Below are 20655 nucleotides of genomic sequence, written 5' to 3' on the forward strand. Positions count from 1 at the left end.
TACTCTTAATGCAAAGGCCTGCCAAGTGAACAATAGATTTTCAGTGGACAATATTAAATCCATTATTGCGACAATTCCGCCGTTAGTGATGCACGTATTTCATCGTGCGAAACAAAATCGATTGCGGATCGTAGCTGGCTACCTTGCTTATGTATCACTGCTATCGATTGTACCACTGGTAACGGTGATCTTTTCGGTTTTATCGGCATTTCCTGTGTTTAAATCGATGCGTACGCAAATCGAAAACTATGTCTATGGCAACTTTATTCCCGCTGCTGGCGATGTCGTTCAAACCACCATCGGTGAGTTTGTTGATAATGCCTCAAAAGGTGGTGCCATTGGTATTGGTGCGTTAGTCGTCTTTGCGTTAATGCTGATTTCCAATATTGATAAAGTCCTTAATCAGATTTGGAAAAGCCCCAAGAAGCGTCCATTAATTATTTCTTTTTCAATTTATTGGATGGTCATTACTTTAGGGCCGCTATTTGTGGGGGCCAGCATTGCTATTACCTCTTATGCAATTTCATTAGGCGGATTGCAAGATGGCGTATTTAGCGGGGCAATGGAATTTTTCTTACGTTGGTTACCGCTGTTTTTCTCAGTCTTGGCTTTCTTGATGATGTATTTATTGGTACCAAATGTGCGCGTAAAAGTGCGAGATGCATTAGTGGGTGCGATTATCGCTGCCTTGTTATTCGAACTCACCAAGAAAGGTTTCGCTTTATACATTAGTAACTTCCCATCTTATCAAGCAATTTATGGCGCGTTAGCGGCGATTCCGATTCTATTTGTTTGGGTCTATTTGTCGTGGATAGTGGTGTTAATTGGCGCCGAAATTACCGCTGGTTTACCTGAATTTTATGCCCCAAAAGAGGCTAATGAAAGCCAGTCTACAACCGAGGAGTTAACAGATGAATCCGTTGTTTCCGGAGATAAAACCCTTTAAAGAGCAATTTTTATCGGTCAGTTCTATTCACACCTTGAGTATTGGGCAATATGGCAATCCCAATGGTATTCCTGTGGTTATTCTTCACGGTGGCCCTGGCGGCGCTCGCAGTCCTCGTTTAACGCAGTTTTTCGATCCTAAACACTATCACATGGTGACCTTTGATCAGCGCGGTTGTGGTCATTCGACGCCGTATGGCGAGCTTCGTGACAATAATGCCCAAGCACTGATTGAAGATATCGAGGCGATTAGGCAGTTGCTCGATATCGACCAATGGCTGGTGAGTGGTGGCTCATGGGGGGCGCAGTTGGGGTTGCGTTACGGTTTTAGGTATCCAGAGCGAGTGCTGGGCTTTATTTTACGCAGCCCATTTCTGGGGCGGCGACAAGATTTAGCGTGGCGTTTTGCGCCCAACGGCGGGGCGGCGCAGATTTTTCCAGACCATTACGCCGATTTTTGCCAGCGATTAACCGAGCAGCAAACTGCCGATCCCGTAATGGCCTATTGTGATGTCTTTGCCAATGGCAGTGAGTTTGAGCAATTGGCGGCGGCGCAACAGTGGTCGGTATGGAAGGGCAGTTTGTCACACCTTTTACCGCCTAAGGTGGCTCACGAGCGCTTTGGTTTGGGTAAAAAATCATTAGCACTGGCGCGGATCGAGAGTTACTTTTATCGCGAGCATTGTTTTATGCCCGATAATCATATTATTGATAATCTTGATAAAATTAAACATATCAACGGTATTTTGGTGCATGGTCGCTACGACATGGTGTGTAAATTAGAAGGATCTCAATTAATCGCTCAGCATTGGCCTAATTGTCAGTTGCAAATCGTGCCGGGCGCAGGACATTCGAGTAGTGAAATTGGTATTATTGATGCGCTAGTGCAGGGTACCAATACCATGGCGAATTGGTTAAATAGTAAGAATTAGAGTTAGGAAAAAAGAAGTGATTGCGTTAATTCAACGAGTAAAAAATGCAAAGGTTGAAGTAGATAACCAGACGGTTGGTCAAATCAATCAAGGGTTATTGGTGCTGTTAGGCGTAGAGAAAGATGATACTCCTGCGTTGGCCGATAAATTATTAAAAAAGGTCGTTAGTTATCGCGTGTTTAACGATGACGATGACAAGATGAATCTCAGTTTAAAAGACATTAACGGTGAGTTGCTGGTGGTGTCTCAATTTACGTTAGCCGCGGATACTAGTAAAGGGCTGCGTCCGGGGTTTTCAGTCGCTGCGACACCAAGTGATGCACAAAAGCTGTATGAGTATTTTGTTGCGCAAAGTAAAACAATGGATTTTGATACTCAAACTGGTGAATTTGGCGCAGACATGCAGGTGTCTTTGGTTAACGATGGCCCAGTTACATTTTCATTAAGAGTTTGATGTTATGAATATTACTTGGGAACTACTGCCATGTGATAACTTGCGTTTGTGTCAGTTCATGGCTAACTATGAATTACGTCAACAAGATTATTTAGTCGCTTTTGATGGTGATGTAATTCTCGGTGCTGGACTGTTAAAAGACGATGGCGCAGATGCGCACGTCGATGTGGTGGTGGCTCCCGAATACCGTAAGCAAGGCATAGGCAAAACTATCGTCAGCCGCTTAATTGAATCGGCAAAATCACAACGCGTTGAGCGCTTAACCAGCCATGGTGATTTTGCTTTTTGGCAAACACTTGGTTTTGAAAATATTGCCGATAATCAATATTGTAAACTGCTGCCTGCAGCAGCGCAGGGGTTAGTTGAAACTTGGCATCAGGGCATTCCCGTCACTGAGTTTTTGGGATTAACTATTACTCACAGCAGTTCGACGCGGGTAGAAACCTCGGCCGATATGGAAAAGAGCATTAATGTCCATCAAAGTATGTTTGCTGGTGCTATTTACTCGCAAGCGGTACTAACCGGCTGGGGGCTGATTCATCTTCGAGCGCAACAGGCGGGCATTAATGGCTCGATTGTGTTGGCGTCTGGTGATATTAAATATCGTAAGCCAATCACAGAATCGCCGCGTGGGGTTGTTAATGCGTCACTGCCGTTGTCAGATTTTATGGTTATAAATGATGGTGATAAATATCGGGTCGAGCTGACGGTGATTATGCATCAAGGGGAAAGTGATGACGTTAGCGCCCAATTTATTGGACGCTATGTGATTTTGCCGAAGAGCTAGATTATTGCTGTTCTAGCTGCGCTAAAGCGCCTTGGATTTGCTGTAACTTAGGGCGCAGTTTGGTGATGTTGTCTGGGCCCATGCGCAGCATTAATTTTTGAATATCTGATAGTCCTTCTAATTGCGGGTCGGCGTATTTATACATTGCCGATGGCGCAACAACCTTAATTGGATTTCTAATCACTGGTGCTTGTAGCATTTCCTCAAGTGCTTGATTTAATGTGCCAATAAAGGCTCCCTTATCGTAACCCAATTCCATATAAGCCTCGTCAACTAGTGGCATCAACGTAGTTAGTGCTGAGATAGCTAAATCGACATTGAGGGAGTTTATAACATCGACGTACGGGTTGTAGCGCTCGTAACTTTCGGGGGTGATGTACATCTCACGCTCTATTTCATTAACGGTAAACTTATCGCTTGGAGAGATAATTGGGCTAAATTTTGCGGCTAAATCACCACGCGAGGCATTATCAACAAAGGTAACAAAGTTTCTGACTAGATCTTTGTTGTTGAGATAGCTTGTCGCCGTCGGTAGCCATGACAGTGATTTGGCTTTGTCCATTACTAGCGTATCGGAATCGTCGAGTGATGGGAGTGGCTCTGGTTTAGGCTCTGGCGCTGCTATTGGTGCTGGTTGCTCGGTTTCAGCGACAACGATTGGCTTCTCTTCGACAACTGTGTCGACTACAGGCTCAACAACAGGCGTTTCGACCACTGGCTCTGGCTCAACGACGGGAGCAGGTGTTTGTTCTGTGACGACCTCAACAGGGGTTGGTGTTGGTTGTGGCGCTTTGTCGTTAAGAAGAATTACGCCTACCACCGCAGATACTAAAACGGCTGCGCCAATGGCGTAAATTTTTAGGGGCGCTTTTGCTGGCGTCGCTGTTTGATTTTCTTGCATGCTAAATTCCTTACTAGGCTTGGCTAAAGTGACTCTTGTTGCCAAGCCAGCGTTTAACAATGGGCGCAACCCATTGTGGGTAATGTATTAATAGTTGGTTGGCTAGATAGTCAACTTGCGGTACCAGTTGTTGGTCGCGCACGAGATCTGCGATTTTTAAGTCTGCCAATCCTGTTTGTTTGGTGCCCAGTACTTCACCGGGACCTCGAATTTCTAAATCTTTTTGGGCGATAACAAAGCCATCGTTTGTTTCTCGCAACACTCCCAAGCGTTTATTAGCGGTAAACGACAATGGTGTCTTGTATAGCAACACACAGTGACTTTCTACGCTGCCACGACCGACGCGACCACGTAATTGGTGCAGTTGCGCCAAGCCAAGTCGCTCAGGGTTTTCAATAATCATTAAACTGGCGTTAGGAACATCGACGCCAACTTCAATAACAGTTGTAGCAACCAGAAGATGAATGTCACCTTGCTTGAACTCATCCATGACACTTTGTTTTTCTTTCGCGCTCATTCGGCCGTGTACTAAGCCTACTTTTAAGTCCTTTAATAACTGAGTTAGTTCCGTTGCAGTTTGCTCAGCTGCCTGACATTGCAGCACTTCTGATTCATCGATTAGCGTACACACCCAGTAACTTTGGCGACCATTGAGACAAGCGTTTTTAACACGCTCAATCACCTCATCGCGTCGGATGTCACCGATGGCAACGGTTTTTATTGGCGTACGTCCTGGTGGCAGCTCATCGATTATTGAGGTGTCGAGATCAGCATAAGCCGTCATTGCTAAGGTGCGCGGAATTGGCGTTGCCGTCATGACAAGTTGGTGTGGATAACGATTATTGTGTAATCCTTTTTCACGCAGTGCTAATCGCTGTTGTACACCAAAGCGATGTTGTTCATCAATAATGACCAAAGCTAAGTTGTGATAGTGAACATCTGGCTGAAAGACTGCGTGAGTACCCACAATCATATTGATGGTGCCGTCGGCAATCTCAGTCATGGTTTGTTCGCGCTTCTTGCCCTTGAGTTTGCCCGCTAGCCAACCGACTTTGAGCCCCAGTGGTGCTAGCCAATTTTCGAAATTTATTGCGTGTTGCTCCGCCAGCAACTCAGTTGGCGCCATCAGTACGACTTGATGGCCTTGAGATAGTGGTCCCAAAGACGCAAGTGCGGCAACGAGTGTTTTACCTGAACTAACATCACCTTGCACTAGTCGCATCATGGGTTTTTCTAATATCATATCCTGTTTGATTTCACCAATGACTCGCTGTTGCGCATTGGTTGGCGAGAAGGGTAATGCCGCTAACAGCTTTTCTTCTAATGGATTAGTTGGATTTATGATGACCGATTTCAGTTGCTGTGTTTGTTGTTTGGCTTGCAGCATCGACAGATTGTGGGCGATGAGCTCTTCAAGTGCCAATCGCTGCTGCATTGGGTGTTGACCCATGGTCAATAGCTCTACATCGGCTTCCGGTGGTGGTTGGTGAATATAAAGCAATGCTTCTTTAAGCGTCGATTGCTCAGCGTATAAATTTGGTGGCAACAAGTCAGTTATTTCATAACGCTGCAAATAACTCATTGCCTGCTGCGCAATATTGCGCATGGTAATTTGTTTTACCCCGTCAGTAGTTGGATAAATCGCAGTCAGTGATTCTTGGGTTTCAATCTGACTGTATTCATCGACGAACTTATATTCGGGGTGAATGATTTCTATGCCGCGGCTGCCACGTTTTATTTCACCAAAACAGCGGATCTGCCGTCCGGGTTGTAATGCATTACGCTGACTAGCGGCAAAGTTAAAAAATATTAGTGTCGCGCGACCAAAATCATCGCTAACGGTGCAAATTAGCATTCGCCTGCGGCCCGCAGTAATTTCGCTGTGTTCTACTGTGGCAATGAAGCTGACATGATCGCCTGGCACTAACTGATTGAGGAAATAAAGGCGAGTGCGGTCTTCGTAGCGGCTGGGTAAGTGAAACAGCATATCTTCAATGGTTCGTAGGCCGATTTTTTCTAAACGCTGGGCCATTTTGTCACCGACGCCTTTAAGATCCGTCAGTGGTGAAGTTAGCATGCTGGTGCGGTGTAACATTGCAATCTGTGATTAATGTGATGTCGTTTGACAATATACTCCACTGGATCTATTGGCAAGTACTAACTGTGACAAAGTATTTCTTCAGAAAAAATCTCCCATCATAATAATTAACATTTTGTTTACATGATTAGGTGGGCGTTAGTTGTCACATGTGACAACTTTTTGTTTTGTGAACTAGCCCTTGAAAAATCGACTATTTTTTAACTTCTTAATTTTCGTGTGTGATGCAAGTCACGCATTGGGAATGTTGCTAAATTGTAATATTTAACCTTTCTTTACATTTAAATTATTTAATTCAATGCTTTAGCTTTTTAATCCTCATTTTAGTTGTTTTTTCTTATATTTTGCTCTGTAGACAATGCTTTTTTCGTTGGGTTTAATGCCGAAAATTTGAAGAATCGCCAGCTTATGTTTTTAAGTATTGCGATTTATTGCTTTTTCTCTCAAGCAATTGCTTCAAATTTTGCACACGCGTATATGCGAAAACTAAAAATCATGGAAAACAATGATGAAACTAACTAGCAAGTTACAACTAAGTGCTTTGACTTTGGCACTAGGTGTTTCAACTGCGGCACAAGCAGAACTGATTATCACCGAATATATCGAAGGTAGTAGTAACAATAAAGCGGTTGAATTAACAAATCGTGGCACAACAACATTAGATTTAACTGGTTATGTGTTAAATCTTCACTCAAACGGCGGTACTGACGCTCGTAATCCTCAAGAACTTACTGGTGAATTAGCCGCTGGCGCAAGCATTGTAATTTACAATAGCAGAGCAACGGATTCATTTAAAAAACCAGCACCACAAGGTATTGAATCTTCAGTTACATTTTTCAACGGTGATGATGCATTAACGCTGACGCTAAACGGTGTTGTTGTAGATAGCTTTGGTCAAGTTGGAACGGATCCTGGTTCTTCTTGGAGCGGTGCAAATGGGTTCGAAACTAAAGACAAAACATTGCGCCGTCTTGAAAGCGTCACTACAGGCGACGTTATTACCTATGATGCCTTCCCTGGTGATGCACCTCAATGGCAAGTATTTGATAAAGATACTGCAGATGGTTTAGGTTGTGACGGCATTGAAGCTTGTGATGGTAGCGTTACACCACCAGTTGACCCTGTTGATCCGGTAGAGCCAACACCGCCAGTTGAGTTGCCAACGGCTGAGTCACCATTAGTTTTCTCTGAATACATCGAAGGCGGCAGTTTTAATAAAGCAATCGAAATTGGTAACACTAGCGATAGCGCATTAGATCTGACTGGCTATTCTGTAGCTATGTACTCTAATGGTGCGACAGATGCTAAGTACACATTAGATCTATCAGGTTCATTAACAGCCAAAGGTACTTTAGTTATTTATAACAAAGGTGCAGAAAACGCATTTAAGATTGCTGATGGTATCGAGTCAAACGTTACTGCATTTAACGGTGATGATGCGTTATTACTATTATTAAATGGCGCTGTAGTTGATAGCTTTGGTCAACTAGGTACAGACCCTGGTACATCATGGTCAAGCGGTGACTTTAACTCTAAAGACAAGACACTACGTCGTAAAAACAGCGTAACTGCTGGTGACAAAGTGGTTGGCGATGCATACCCAGGTGCTGGCGCTAGCGAGTGGATCGTTTTAGCTAAAGACACTAGCGACGGCTTAGGCTGTATTGGTGATTTGGTATGTCCTGACGTTGAGCGTGTACCAGAAGAATTACCAAATGACGACGAGTGTACTAACTGTCCTACAGTAGCCAAAGTTGCTGATCGCAATACTTATGATGAGAACGTTTACTACGCTAACGCGCTTGTTGCTTCTGATGAAGAGCTACGTGGTGCAATTAACAAAGACATCAGTAAAGATCAGAAGAAACTAACTTACAGCGAAGTGTGGACTGTTGTTACTCATTCTGACGAAGATCCAACTGATGCTGGTAAAGTTATTGAAATTTACACTGGTCGTTCAATTGGTAAAGGTCTAAACGCAGGTAAGATCGGTAACAGCGGCGACGCTTGGAACCGTGAGCACGTTTGGGCGAAGAGCCATGGCTTCCCAGATCAAGGTCAATACGCTTACACAGATGCACATCATCTACGTCCAGCTGACGCTTCTGTAAACTCTGAGCGCAGTAATCTTGATTTCGATAACGGCGGTACGCCAATTACTGAAGCACCTGAAAATGCTAAAGATAGCGATTCATTTGAGCCACGCGATCAAATGAAAGGTGATGTAGCACGTATGCTGTTCTACATGGACGTGCGCTATGAAGGTGCCGCAGAAGATAAGACACCAGATCTTGTTCTTGTTGATCGCACTGGCACTGAAAACGGTACGCCAGAACTAGGTAAACTGTGTACGCTTTACGCTTGGCATCAAGCTGATCCAGTAAGTGACTGGGAGCGTAACCGAAACGACGTGGTATACGAGTTCCAAGGTAACCGTAATCCGTTCATCGATCGCCCTGAGTGGGTACAACAAATCTTCGGCGCTGCTTGTGGTGATGCACCTATCATAAACACTGCTCCTACGGTTGAAATTCCTACGGTTGACGCTGTAACTGAAGGTGATTCAGTATCTGTTACTGCAACAGCTGTTGACGCTGAAGGTGACGAGCTAACTTACCTATGGACACAAACAGCGGGTCCTGCTGTTGAGTTTGACGCTACAAGTGCAACATTAAGCTTCACAGCGCCAGAAATTGATGAAGATACAATAGTAGCCTTCACGCTAGTCGTATCTGACGGTGAGTTCTCAGTTGAGAGTGGCGTATCTGTTGCTGTTGAAGCAAAACCAGCACCTATTCATCCAGCAGTTGCAGCGGCAATCGCTTACATCAAGCGTATTCTAGCTTACTTCGCTTGGTTGCAATCTCTGTTCTCTAAATTCTGGTTTTAATCACTAAATTTACTCAAGCCCAATTATTTAGGTAATTGGGCTTTATTGCTTTATAGCACGATTCTTGGAGTCAAAACTCGAGTTGAGATTGTATTCAATATTCGAGTTTTAACTTCGTTATAAGCGCTAGATGCGCATTAAATCATGGAAAACAATGATGAAAATGAAAAATAAGCTACAACTTAGCTCATTAGCTTTCGCATTAGGAATGACTGGAGTAGCAAATGCTAATCTGATTATTACCGAATATGTCGAAGGTGGAAGCAGCAATAAAGCCGTAGAATTAACTAACCGTGGTTCTGCAACTATAGATTTAACGGGATACGTTTTAAATCTTCATTCTAATGGAAAAACAGAAGCTTCGAACCCTCAAGCATTAACAGGTACTTTGGAAGCAGGAAAGAGCATTGTTATATACAATGCGAATGCAACAGATGCATTCAAAAAGCCTGCTCCTCAAGGAATTGAATCAACCGTTACTTTTTTTAATGGTGATGATGCATTAACGCTAACCTTAAATGGTGCAGTTGTTGATAGTTTTGGTCAGGTAGGGACAGATCCTGGTTCATCGTGGGATGGCCCAAATGGTTTTGCTACTTCGAATAAGACACTGCGACGCCTAGAAAGTGTTACTTCTGGTGATACTGTAGTTGATGATGCATTTCCAGGAGATACACCAGAGTGGCAAGTGTTTGATCAAGATACTTCAGACGGCATCGGTTGTGATGGCGTTGCAGCTTGTGCTGGAAGTACACCGACACCAACACCGGAGCCAACACCTACACCAACGCTAGAGAGTGTTGAATCACCTTTAATTTTCTCTGAGTATGTAGAAGGTGGAAGTAACAATAAAGCGATTGAGATTGCTAACACTTCTGACGCAGCGGTTGATTTAACAGGATACAAGGTATCACTTCACTCGAATGGTAAAGAGTTTAACGATCCAACCTCTACTTATGAAATGTCAGGCTCATTAGGGCCAAAGGAAGTCTTTGTTCTTTATAATTCTGGCGCAGCAGATGAATTCAAAATCCTTAAAGGCGCAGAGTCTAATGTGACGTGGTTTAATGGTGATGATGCCCTGCTACTGACGCTAAACGATAAAATAGTCGATAGTTTCGGTCAATTAGGTACAGATCCAGGTTCTTCTTGGGAAAGCGGTGACTTTAATACAAAAGATAAGACTCTGCGTCGTAAAGACAGTGTAGTGGCTGGTGATAAAGCTCCTGCTGACGAATACCCTGGGACAGGTGTGAATGAATGGGTTGTGTTAGCCAAAGACACCAGTAATGGCTTAGGTTGCATTGGTGAAGGAGAATGTACAGATGTGGAGCTTGTTGATAGCGAGGCTGCAAGCGGTGTTTGTAGTAACTGCCCTGAATTGACGACTGTAGCCAAGCAAGAAGAGTATGATGAGAATAAGTACTACGCTAATGCTTTGGTAGCTGAAGGTGCTGCTTTACGTGCTGCTATTAATAAAGATATTAGTAAAGATCATAAGCAATTAACTTACAGTGAAGTTTGGACTGTTGTTACACATTCAGATGAAGATCCAACAGACGATACAAAGGTTGTTTTAATATACAAAGGCACCTCTATTGGTAAAGGGCTGAATGCTGGTTTAGCGGGTAATGGCGGTGATAACTGGAATCGCGAACATGTATGGTCTAAGAGCCATGGCTTCCCTGATCAAGACCAATGGGCTTATACCGATGCCCATCACCTTCGTCCAGCAGATGCATCAATTAATTCTGAACGTAGCAATCTTGATTTTAATGAAGGTGGTGAAGCTTTAACTGAAGCGCCTGAAAATAAGAAAGATAATGATTCATTCGAACCACGTGATGAGGTGAAAGGTGACGTTGCTCGTATGATGTTCTACATGGATGTGCGCTATGAAGGCGCTGCTTCTGACAATACGCCAAATCTAGTATTGGTTAAGGACGAAGTAACTGAGAGCGGTGAGCCAGAGTTTGGTAACCTTTGTACACTTTACAAGTGGCATCAAGAAGATCCTGTGAGTGATTTTGAGAAAAATCGTAATAATGTAGTATACGAGTTTCAAGGTAACCGTAATCCATTTATTGACCGTCCTGAGTGGGTTCAAGAAATTTTCGGCCCAGCCTGTGGTGATGCGCCGAATCTTCCTCCAGTAATTGGTACTATTGAAACAGTGCTAGTTGATGAAGGCGAGTCAGTTACTATAACTTTGCCAGTTACAGACGCAGAAGGTGATGAAGTTACTTATCTATGGGCTCAAACAGGTGGTTATGATGTGGAGTTTAATGCAACAACTAATGAACTAACTTTTACTGCACCAAATGTTAAAGGTGACGCAAAGTTAAGCTTTAGCCTAACAGCAAGTGATGGTACTACTAGCGCGACTGGTAATGTAGATGTCATCGTATCTGCGAACCGCAACACCAGCAGTGGTGGTATTGGTGCGTTTGTATTAGCACTAGCTGCAATGGTATTTGTTAGAAAACGTAAACTTGCATAATTATCAAAATACCTAGATAAACAAAAAGCCCAAATAACATTGTTATTTGGGCTTTTTTAATGGGGTTGGAAAATGGTTTATAGAACCATTACACCGTCCATTTCTACTTGGCTGCCTTTTGGCAGTGCGCTCACTTCAATGGCCGCACGTGCTGGATAAGGTTGCTCGAAGTAGCGAGACATTACATCATTAACAGTCGCGAAGTTGCTTAGGTCTGTCATAAAGATGTTTAACTTTACGATGTCATTCATGCTGCCGCCGGCTGCTTTGGTTACAGCAGTTAGGTTGTCAAATACCTGAACAACTTGGGCTTCAAAATCTTCGCTAACCATTTCCATTGTCGATGGTACTAATGGGATCTGGCCAGATAGGTATACTGTATTGTCAACTTTTACCGCTTGGCTGTAGGTACCGATTGCCGCTGGCGCGTTGTCTGTTGCAATGATTTCTTTATTTGCCATTTTTGTTCTCTCTAAAAGTTAGTGTTTGATACGTTGTACTTTGATTACGTCGGTTAATACGCGCACTCGGCGGAATACGTTGGCGAGATGGATGCGATCGTTAACGCTGATAGTCGCGTCAATCATGTAAATCTTGCCTTCTTTCTCTTCGGTGTTCATCGAGTGGATGTTAGCACCAGCTTTGGAGATAGCGGTAGTTACTGCTGCTAGAATACCTTGGTGGTTAATCATCTCGATGCGTACGCGTGTTACGTATTCTTCTTCGCTATCGTTATCCCATTCAACGTGGACGTATTTGTCTTTTTCTTTCTCAAAACCAGAAATATTGGCACAAGATTCGATGTGAATCACTAAGCCTTTACCTGGGCTTAAGTGAGCAATTACAGGATCACCAGGAATCGGTCGACAACACTTGGCGTATGACACAAGCATGCCGTCCGCACCTTTAATTGAAACGCGTTGTTGATCGGCATCCATTAGCCCATCGGCGAGCTGGTGGGCAATGGCAAAGCTCATTGCGTTGCCTAAGCCGATATTTGATAGCAGTTCATCGAAGGATTCGTTGTTGGTGTCTTTAACAACCTGCGCCACGCGCTCTTGATCTAGGGTGTCTAAATCGATATCGCCCATCGCGTGTTTGAGTAGACGACGACCTAAGCGAATAGATTCTTGCGTGTGACGGTTCTTCAGCACGTTTCTGATTTTAGAACGCGCACGAGCTGTTACCACGAAATTTAGCCATGCTGCATTGGGCTGTGAACCTGGTGCAGTAATGATTTCAACGGTTTGACCACTGGTCAGTGGTTGACTCAGTGGGTAGGCTTGGCGATTGACGCGAGAACCAACACAAGCATTACCGACATCGGTGTGTACGGCATAAGCAAAGTCGACTGGCGTTGAACCTGCAGGCAGTTCTAACAAGTTGCCATCTGGCGTGAATACGTAGATTTCGTCAGGGAATAAATCGGTTTTAACGTTTTCGATAAATTCGAAAGAGTTACCGGCGCTTTGTTGTAATTCAAGTAGGCTTTGAACCCAGCGACGAGCGCGAACTTGCGCGGTGGTACCTTGTGAATCATCGTTTTTGTAGACCCAATGCGCTGCAACACCTTTATCCGCCATTTGATCCATGTGATCGGTACGGATTTGAATCTCTACTGGAATACCGTGTGGACCAAGTAAAGAAGTGTGGAGCGATTGATAGCCATTGGCTTTGGGTAGAGCGATGTAATCTTTGAAGCGACCAGGACGTGGCTTAAACAAGGTGTGCATAGCGCCTAGACTGCGGTAACAGGTATCGATATCGTCAACGATAATACGGAAGGCGTAAATATCCATCACGTCTTCAAACTGAATTTCCTTACTGCGCATCTTGTTGTAGATGGAGTAGAGATTCTTTTGACGGCCGACAATCTTCGCATCGATATTGGCTTCTTCTAAACGGCCGAGAATTTCCTGTTTAACGTTTTCAAGAACTTCTTTGCGGTTGCCTTTGGCGTGTTTCACAACTTCGTTCAGTACGCGGAAGCGATTTGGATAAAGGCCTTTAAAGCCTAATTCTTCGAGTTCGTACTTAATGTTGTGAATACCAAGGCGATTGGCAATTGGCGCGTAAATATCTAGTGTTTCACGCGCGATGCGGCGACGTTTGTCAGGGCGTAAAGAACCCAAGGTGCGCATGTTGTGCGTGCGATCAGCAAGTTTGATTAAGATAACGCGTAGGTCTTGAACCATCGCCATCATCATCTTGCGGAAGTTCTCTGCTTGCGCTTCTTTTTTATCGCGGAATTTGAGCTTGTCGAGCTTTGAAACGCCTTCAACCAATTCGCCTACGGTTTCACCAAATTGCGCCGCCAGCTCTTCTTGAGTGACTTCGGTATCTTCGATGACATCGTGCAGCAGAGCTGCCATTAAGGTTTCATGATCGAGACGCATGTCTGCCAAAATTTGGCAAACAGCGACGGGGTGAGTTACATAAGGTTCGCCCGATGAGCGAAATTGACCTTCGTGTGCCGCGTGCGCGACTTTGTAAGCTTCAATGATTTGCTCGACTTGAGCAGGTTCGAGGTAGCTGGATGCCACCTCAACAAGGTTTTCTATTAGATACAATGTTCACCCCGACGTTGAAAAGGATGAAGCGGTATTACTCGCTGATACGGCCTTCTGCAATGGCAGCTACCGCAGCTAGTTCTGCTGCTTCTTGTTCGCGTTGAACCACACGCTCACACTCATCCATTGTTTCGTTGGTCACTAGACCTTTTTCAATTTCACGAAGTGCAATTACTGTTGGTTTATCGTTTTCTTCGTCTACTAGAGCGTCTTGGCCGCCGTTTGCTAACTGACGAGCACGACGTGCTGCTGTTAGGATTAAATCAAAACGGTTGCCAACTTGATCTAAAGCATCTTCAACTGTTACGCGAGCCATGGAAACTCCTAAATTTATCTGTATAAAAAATGACGCAAAAGTATACTCGATTTGAGTTACTGCGCCAATAGATCTTTTAACATATCACTGTGTTTTAGTGATTGTTGTGCTCTAGCTAGACGATTGCCATTGATAATAGCACTAAAATCGACTAATGCTTGTTCGAAATCATCATTAATAATCAAATAATCGTATTCGTCGTAATGCGACATTTCGCTTACCGCTTGTTGCATACGCGAAGCGATCACTTCATCACTGTCGGTACCACGACCTACAAGACGGCGCTCTAGCTCGGTGCGCGATGGCGGCATAATGAAAATGCCTTTCGCTTGTGGCATTAGTTCTTTCACTTGGCGAGCACCTTGCCAGTCGATATCTAAGAATACATCGATGCCGTTGGCCAATTGCTCTTCAATAACAGTGCGTGAAGTACCGTAGTAATTATCGAATACTTGCGCCCACTCAAAAAACACGCCTTCATCGATTAGTGATTTAAATTGCTCAACGTCTACAAAGTGATAGTGAACACCGTTTTCTTCTCCCGGACGTGGTTGACGGGTGGTGTGAGACACGGACACTTGGAGATCGTTGTTGGTATTCTTTTGAATCAATGCCGAAATTAAGCTCGATTTACCTGCACCACTTGGGGCAGAAACAATGTAAAGGGTGCCTAGTGCGGCCATGAACGTCTCCAAAGAAATAACCATAAAAATAATGTTACAAATATACCGTATTTCATCGCTGATGCCCATTGGCAATGTGTCTTATCGATAATTTTTGTGCGCCAGTGCTATTGCTACTTGCTATTGCTAATTTTTTGCGAGATAACAAGGCATTATTTTGAGGTGTTACAAGGTTTTTACGTGCTAGACAATATTCTCGCTGGGCCGATTTTGCGGCGTTTATCAACGACACAACTGGTTTTGTGGTGGGTAAGTCCACAGCCGTGTCGCGGCCAGTTCCAGTGTTATATTGATGACCGAGTGGTACTTGATATCGTGCTTGACCAAAAGAGCGTGAGCGAATATCGCGTCGGTGCTAAAGCAGTTATTCATTTACTCGACATCGAGATTGATTTACCTATCGATACCTATATTGAATATGATCTGCAGCTTGAAACAGAGCGCGGCACAGAAGGCCTTGCGCAGTCTATTCCACATTTGATGTATGAAGGAAGGTCACGTCCGTCGTTTATTATCCAGCCGCAAACCACCAATATTTTGCACGGCTCTTGTCGCAACCCGCATGCGGCATGTGATGATAGCTTGTTGGCAGGTGATGAGTTAATCAGCAAAGCCTTAGATGACAGTGAAGCTAGGCCGTCGTTTTTAATGATGAGTGGTGATCAAATTTATGCCGATCACGTCGCAGCGCCAACACTTTACGCCATCCATCAAGTTATCGATTTACTGGGACTCAATGACGAATCCTTTGAAGGCTGCGAGCTAGCCACTGCCGATGAGCTGCATCAGCTTGAAGATCAATATTATTATCGCCACGATTATCTGCCGACTACCCAACTTGGCGCGCCTTGGTATAACAAAAATGCCAAACAGGATATTTTCACCTCAGTTTATGCCCACAACCATTTGATTTCATTTGCTGAAGTGATGGCGATGTATTTAATGGTGTGGTCGCCATCGCTGTGGGAGAAAGTATCATTAAGCGGTTACGAAGTGCCGAGTGCATTTGAAAAAATGCATAAAACAGAGCGCTATGCCATCGCTGGTTTTATCGAAGGTTTGCCGCGTGTTCAACGACTGCTGGCGCACATTCCCACCTATATGATTTTTGATGATCACGATGTAACCGATGATTGGAATTTGACGGCTTTATGGGAGCAAGCTGCTTACGAAAATCCGTTTTCTAAGCAGATTATCGGCAATATGATGATGGGCTATTGGTTGTGTCAGGGCTGGGGTAATGATCCTAAACAGTTCAATAGTGAATTTTTAGAAATTGCTAATAATTACAATGAACTACCTAATAAAGAGAATCATGATTCATTTGTTGATTTGGTGCTCCATTATTCCCATTGGCATTTCACCTTAGACACTTTTCCCAAGGTTGTGGTACTCGACAGCCGCACTCGCCGCTGGCGCAGCGAACAAGACTTGGCGCACCCGTCTGGTTTAATGGACTGGGAAGCAATGTGCGAACTGCAGCAAGAACTGATTGGTGAAGACTCAATCGTGTTAGTGTCGCCGGCGCCGATTTTCGGGGTCAAAGTTATTGAAGCCATTCAACGTGTTGCCACTATGTGTGGTAAACCGTTAGCGGTTGATGCAGAGAATTGGATGGCGCATCCAGGCTCGGCGAGTACCATTCTTAACATTTTTAAACACCCTAAAACGCCACAGCATTTTGTGATCCTCTCTGGCGATGTTCATTACTCTTTTGTTTATGACATCGAACTGCGCTTTAGAGAGCATTCGCCTAAGATCTGGCAAGTAACCTCAAGTGGCATTAAAAATATGTTCCCTGAGCCGTTAATTGGTTGCCTCGACCACCTCAATCGTTGGTTGTATGGCTCATATTCTCCATTGAATTTTTTCACTAAGCGTCGCTCAATGCGCGTTAAAGGTCGCGATGTGGTTGGTGGCGGTCAGCGTCGTTTAATTGCTAAAAGCGGGCTTGGTTATCTAGAGCTCAATAGCGATGGCTCACCACGATTAATATGTGATTTACATAACGATGGCTCTAAGACGGAATTTGTCGAAGGACACGAAGAACAAGTACCCTAATAAGGAAACACCATGAAGAAACTATATTTATCGGCAGTTGCTGGCGTATTAATGCTTGGTGCATTAACTGGCTGTCAGTCAACAACACCTAATCCTGACGTGGCGACGACGCAAATTAATCAGTTTATGGACCAATGGCACCGTGCTGCGGCGAAAGCTGACGCTGATGGTTACTTTGGGGTAATGAACGAAAACTCGATTTTTATTGGCACCGATGCCTTGGAAAACTGGCGCAAAGATGCCTTTTTCGATTGGAGTAAGAAATACTTTGAGCGCGGCAAGGCGTGGGATTTTACTGCCATCGATCGCAATATCTACTTTTCACAAGATGGAAAAATCGCTTGGTTTGACGAGCTGTTAGATACGCCTAATTTGGGTATTTGTCGCGGATCGGGCGTGATTCGAATGACAGATAACGGCTGGAAAATAGAGCATTATGTGTTGTCAGTTACCTCACCTAATGAAACTGTCGATAAGGTAACTGAGCTTAACAAGCCTTTTGAGGCGGGGATTAAGGCGAAGTTTAAAAACTAACTTAACTATTCTGCTAATAGTTTTGTTGTCAGCTAAGCGAGAATTTTGATAAATGGGAATAATTTGGTGTGCTGATAAAGCCTATCTGCTTATTTAAAATTCGTGAAAGCACACCAGTTACTTTTCTTTGCGTCGCCAAAGAAAAGTAACCAAAAGAAAGGCGACCCGAAATTTATCGTTTGATCTTAAATGATAAATTGCCTATTCAATACCGTATTTGATCCGCATCTCGGCAACTGCTCCTGCGTTGCTCTACCTCCTGCATCCATGCAGTCGCCTACGGCAAATACTCAAAAGTTTGTCTGGAACAAACTTTAACAGCTGTAGCTGGCCTCGAAGAGGTGAGTACATGGAATGTACGAATCAAAATCATCCCTGATTTTTGCATTGGTCAATTTCTAATTTAAGACGCTAAATGGCGGGAGCTGGCCGCGCTGTCAACCTATAATAATCTTTAACTGTTCGGTATTACGAACCAAAGCTAAGAAATAAAGATTTAGCTTTTAATACCAAGTGCTGCAGCGAGATCTTTAGCAGGTAAGTAACCTGGTAATAGCTCGCCTGATTCCATAATAATCGCTGGAGTGCCTGTTACGCCTAAGCGATTACCTAGGATAAAGTGTTGGGCTACTGGATTATCTTTACAGGCTGACGTGTAAACTGGTTGGCCATTTTTAAGTTTGGTTAGTGCATCTTGTTTGTTGTCTGAACACCAAGCGCTAACCACTTTGTTGTATGACGGCGAGTTAATGCCAGCACGAGGGTAGGCTAGGTAACGTACTTCGATACCCAAATCATTAATTTGCGCCATTTCTTTGTGAAGCTTACGACAGTAGCCGCAATCAACATCGGTAAATACGGTAATGCTAGCCTTTTTCTTACCCGTGGCTGGGTAGATAATCATTTCATTTTTATCGATTGCTGCAATCGCTGCCTTACGCGGCTTTTCCATGCGTTTTTCTTTGACGTTTACAAAGCGGCTGCCGTTGATTTGCAATAAATCGCCTGTGAAAAAGTAATCGCCTTTAGGAACGTAATATACGGTGCCTTTGCCTGAGAAATTGAGCAGGTACATGCCGTCAATATCTGTTTCTTCAACATCTGATACCACAAGCTCTGGACGAACGCTGGCAAATTTTTTGGCGATACTGTCTTTTTCCGCTTGAGATATTTGTGCATAGGCGTTGATACTAGAAAGCATCAAACTAGCGGGAAGTGCGACAACGGCGCACTTTTTCAATAACTTACTAAACATTTTTGTTCCTAAACTTTTTTTCCTAATACGGGGATCATTTATCCCTGATTTTTATATTGCCCGAAGGTTAACACATCATAGTGACGATTGATGTGTTTTCTCTATATTGGCCAATAGCAATCTAACATTGGGTTTATAAACCCGACCGACGGGAATTGTGACATCACCGAGGGTTAATTCGTTCGCTGTAAACAGAGTTACAGCATTGAGAGCTACTAAATAAGAACGGTGAACACGGCAAAAAATCTCAGCAGGTAGCAATTTTTCAAAATCGGAGATTTTCATTTGGCTGATGATGTGGCCGTCCCTTAGCTCAATGGAGGTAAAGTTACCGTTGGCTTTTATATAGCGGATATCAGTTAGTGGCACCTTATGGTGCTTTTTTTCATCCTTAATAAATATGTGATTTGAGGTTGATTTAGTCGGATTTGGTGCGTTGTCATTGGCAGTGAGCTCGGCGCTTACTTTTCTGACGGCTTTTTCAAAACGCTCAAAATCAAAGGGTTTTAGCAGGTAGTCGCTAATGGCGTATTCGTAGCTTTCTAGGGCGTATTCTTTGTGCGCGGAAATAATAATGACTTTGGGCGGGTTACTCAGCGATTGCAGAAATTCGAATCCCGAAACTTGGGGCATTCGAATGTCGAGAAAAATGAAATCGACTCGCTGCTGCGCTAAAAAATCTTTGGCTTGCTGCGCGTTATGGCAGTTTCCTAGATGGGTTAAGTAATCGATTTTGCTGGCGAAACTTTCGATTAGTGTATGAGCAAGCGGCTCGTCGTCGATTATGGCAAAGGTAAGTGGCATGGTGTTTCCTAGGTCAAATCTATGATTACTTTGGTGTAAAACTCGGTGCCCTCAATACGCTCAATGTATTGATGTTTGCTTGGATAGAGCAGTTTCAAGCGTCGCTTGAGATTCGCTATGCCAAGGCCACCGGATCGTTGTTGATGTTTTTTAGATTCCAGTACTTGCGGATCAAAGTTATTGCGCAATTCAAACGCTATTGTTTGTTGATTAGTCGTTAGAGTGAACTCGATATATTGGCCACTCGTTTGAGTATCTATGCCGTGTTTAAAGGCATTTTCAAGCAAGTTAATGAATAGGAGCGGTGGGATCCGCTGATCCATGTTTTCGCATTGCTGAATAAAGGTGATATCGAGGGTGTTTTTATGGCGTATTTGGTTGAGTTCTATGAAGTTATTAAGGTAGTTTACTTCGTCTTCTACTGAAACACTGTTTTTTCGACCGTCGTAAATCGTAAAGCGCATCATTTGTGACAGTTTATAGATAACCTCTTGTGTTAAATCAGATTTCTCAATGGCCAGTCCGTACAGGTTGTTTAACGTGTTAAAGAAAAAGTGTGGGTTAATCTGGCTCTTTAGTAAGTTGAGTTCGGCAGTGAGGGTTTCTTGATGAAGGTTGTCGATAATTTGTTGCTGTTTAAACCGATCACGAATAAGCCACACGATTGGCGCCATCAATGAGATGGTAAGAAAAACGATGAGTAAATCGGGCTGGTTGCTTTGATAAAGCCAAAATAAAAAGCCTGCGTATAACGCTAGTGCGCCAAGGATTTTTACGCTGGTTATAACATGAGATTTTTGAATCAAAATGGAATCCTAAGGTGAAAATATGTCGTTCGTGTGGTTTTAAATGTCGTTCGTCATTTGTTTCACCATTGCACAAAAAGCGATCGTAGACTAGTCCCATCATAAAACCAATATCAGGA

At 43.7% G+C, this 20655-nt stretch carries 17 protein-coding genes; 8 read left to right on the forward strand and 9 right to left on the reverse strand.

Translation table 11 applies throughout. The features are described from left to right. The first annotated feature begins 25 nt into the window (after positions 1–25). Genes MHM98_RS16665 through MHM98_RS16680 form a run of 4 tightly spaced genes read left to right on the forward strand, consistent with a single transcriptional unit; the run spans position 26 to position 3118 of the window. On the forward strand, positions 26–946 hold the full coding sequence (locus MHM98_RS16665) for a virulence factor BrkB family protein (protein ID WP_343229220.1): 921 nt from the start codon (positions 26–28) through the stop codon (positions 944–946). Beyond that, positions 912–1877: a prolyl aminopeptidase gene (gene pip, locus MHM98_RS16670; protein ID WP_239440500.1), complete on the forward strand. Its 966-nt coding sequence runs from the start codon at positions 912–914 to the stop codon at positions 1875–1877. The genes MHM98_RS16665 and pip overlap by 35 nt, the downstream gene beginning before the upstream one ends. Before the next feature lie 16 nt (positions 1878–1893). Further along, entirely contained in the window at positions 1894–2331 is a 438-nt protein-coding gene (gene dtd / locus MHM98_RS16675; RefSeq protein WP_239440501.1) for a D-aminoacyl-tRNA deacylase, read from the forward strand. A 4-nt stretch (positions 2332–2335) separates the two neighbouring features. After that, complete coding sequence (locus MHM98_RS16680) at positions 2336–3118, forward strand: bifunctional GNAT family N-acetyltransferase/hotdog fold thioesterase (protein ID WP_239440502.1); 783 nt, start codon at positions 2336–2338, stop codon at positions 3116–3118. A gap of 1 nt (position 3119) precedes the next feature. On the opposite strand, the gene MHM98_RS16685 is transcribed toward MHM98_RS16680, so the two are convergent. Both MHM98_RS16685 and recG read right to left on the reverse strand, forming a co-directional pair. Then, positions 3120–4019 (reverse strand): DUF3014 domain-containing protein, encoded by a 900-nt coding sequence (locus tag MHM98_RS16685; RefSeq protein WP_239440503.1) that lies wholly within the window; start codon positions 4017–4019, stop codon positions 3120–3122. Between the two features lie 13 nt (positions 4020–4032). After that, complete coding sequence (gene recG / locus MHM98_RS16690) at positions 4033–6114, reverse strand: ATP-dependent DNA helicase RecG (RefSeq protein WP_239440504.1); 2082 nt, start codon at positions 6112–6114, stop codon at positions 4033–4035. Between the two features lie 508 nt (positions 6115–6622). On the opposite strand from recG, the gene MHM98_RS16695 reads away from it, so the two are divergent. Then, positions 6623–9007 carry an endonuclease gene (locus tag MHM98_RS16695; protein ID WP_239440505.1) on the forward strand — a complete coding sequence of 795 codons (2385 nt, stop codon included), beginning with the start codon at positions 6623–6625 and terminating at the stop codon, positions 9005–9007. A 163-nt stretch (positions 9008–9170) separates the two neighbouring features. Then, a complete protein-coding gene (locus MHM98_RS16700) occupies positions 9171–11507 on the forward strand; it encodes an endonuclease (protein WP_239440506.1) in 2337 nt (778 codons plus the stop codon). Between the two features lie 77 nt (positions 11508–11584). Here MHM98_RS16700 and MHM98_RS16705 read toward each other — a convergent pair whose 3' ends face one another. From MHM98_RS16705 to gmk, 4 genes are read right to left on the reverse strand one after another with little or no spacing between them, the layout of a single operon-like run. Beyond that, on the reverse strand, positions 11585–11968 hold the full coding sequence (locus MHM98_RS16705) for a RidA family protein (RefSeq protein WP_239440507.1): 384 nt from the start codon (positions 11966–11968) through the stop codon (positions 11585–11587). A gap of 18 nt (positions 11969–11986) precedes the next feature. Further along, entirely contained in the window at positions 11987–14077 is a 2091-nt protein-coding gene (gene spoT, locus MHM98_RS16710; RefSeq protein ID WP_239440508.1) for a bifunctional GTP diphosphokinase/guanosine-3',5'-bis pyrophosphate 3'-pyrophosphohydrolase, read from the reverse strand. Between the two features lie 34 nt (positions 14078–14111). Next, positions 14112–14393: a DNA-directed RNA polymerase subunit omega gene (rpoZ, locus tag MHM98_RS16715; protein ID WP_239440509.1), complete on the reverse strand. Its 282-nt coding sequence runs from the start codon at positions 14391–14393 to the stop codon at positions 14112–14114. Positions 14394–14449: 56 nt separating this feature from the next. Beyond that, the gene (gene gmk, locus MHM98_RS16720; protein WP_239440510.1) at positions 14450–15076 is read right to left on the reverse strand and encodes a guanylate kinase; all 627 of its coding nucleotides are present in this window, start codon (positions 15074–15076) and stop codon (positions 14450–14452) included. A gap of 180 nt (positions 15077–15256) precedes the next feature. On the opposite strand from gmk, the gene MHM98_RS16725 reads away from it, so the two are divergent. Together MHM98_RS16725 and MHM98_RS16730 are read left to right on the forward strand one after the other, a co-directional pair. Then, complete coding sequence (locus MHM98_RS16725; protein ID WP_239440511.1) at positions 15257–17137, forward strand: alkaline phosphatase D family protein; 1881 nt, start codon at positions 15257–15259, stop codon at positions 17135–17137. Positions 17138–17149: 12 nt separating this feature from the next. Beyond that, positions 17150–17671, forward strand: a complete 522-nt coding sequence (locus MHM98_RS16730; protein ID WP_239440512.1) for a nuclear transport factor 2 family protein — start codon at positions 17150–17152, stop codon at positions 17669–17671. A 496-nt stretch (positions 17672–18167) separates the two neighbouring features. Here the strand turns inward: MHM98_RS16730 and MHM98_RS16735 are convergent, their stop codons facing one another. The 3 genes from MHM98_RS16735 to MHM98_RS16745 all read right to left on the reverse strand — a co-directional run bounded on the left by MHM98_RS16735 (position 18168) and on the right by MHM98_RS16745 (position 20536). Next, positions 18168–18926: a thioredoxin fold domain-containing protein gene (locus MHM98_RS16735; RefSeq protein ID WP_239440513.1), complete on the reverse strand. Its 759-nt coding sequence runs from the start codon at positions 18924–18926 to the stop codon at positions 18168–18170. A 75-nt stretch (positions 18927–19001) separates the two neighbouring features. Next, a complete protein-coding gene (locus tag MHM98_RS16740; protein WP_239440514.1) occupies positions 19002–19730 on the reverse strand; it encodes a LytTR family DNA-binding domain-containing protein in 729 nt (242 codons plus the stop codon). An 8-nt stretch (positions 19731–19738) separates the two neighbouring features. Next, complete coding sequence (locus MHM98_RS16745) at positions 19739–20536, reverse strand: histidine kinase (protein WP_239440515.1); 798 nt, start codon at positions 20534–20536, stop codon at positions 19739–19741. Positions 20537–20655 lie beyond the last annotated feature (119 nt).

This window comes from Psychrobium sp. MM17-31, assembly GCF_022347785.1.
Lineage (GTDB): Bacteria > Pseudomonadota > Gammaproteobacteria > Enterobacterales > Psychrobiaceae > Psychrobium.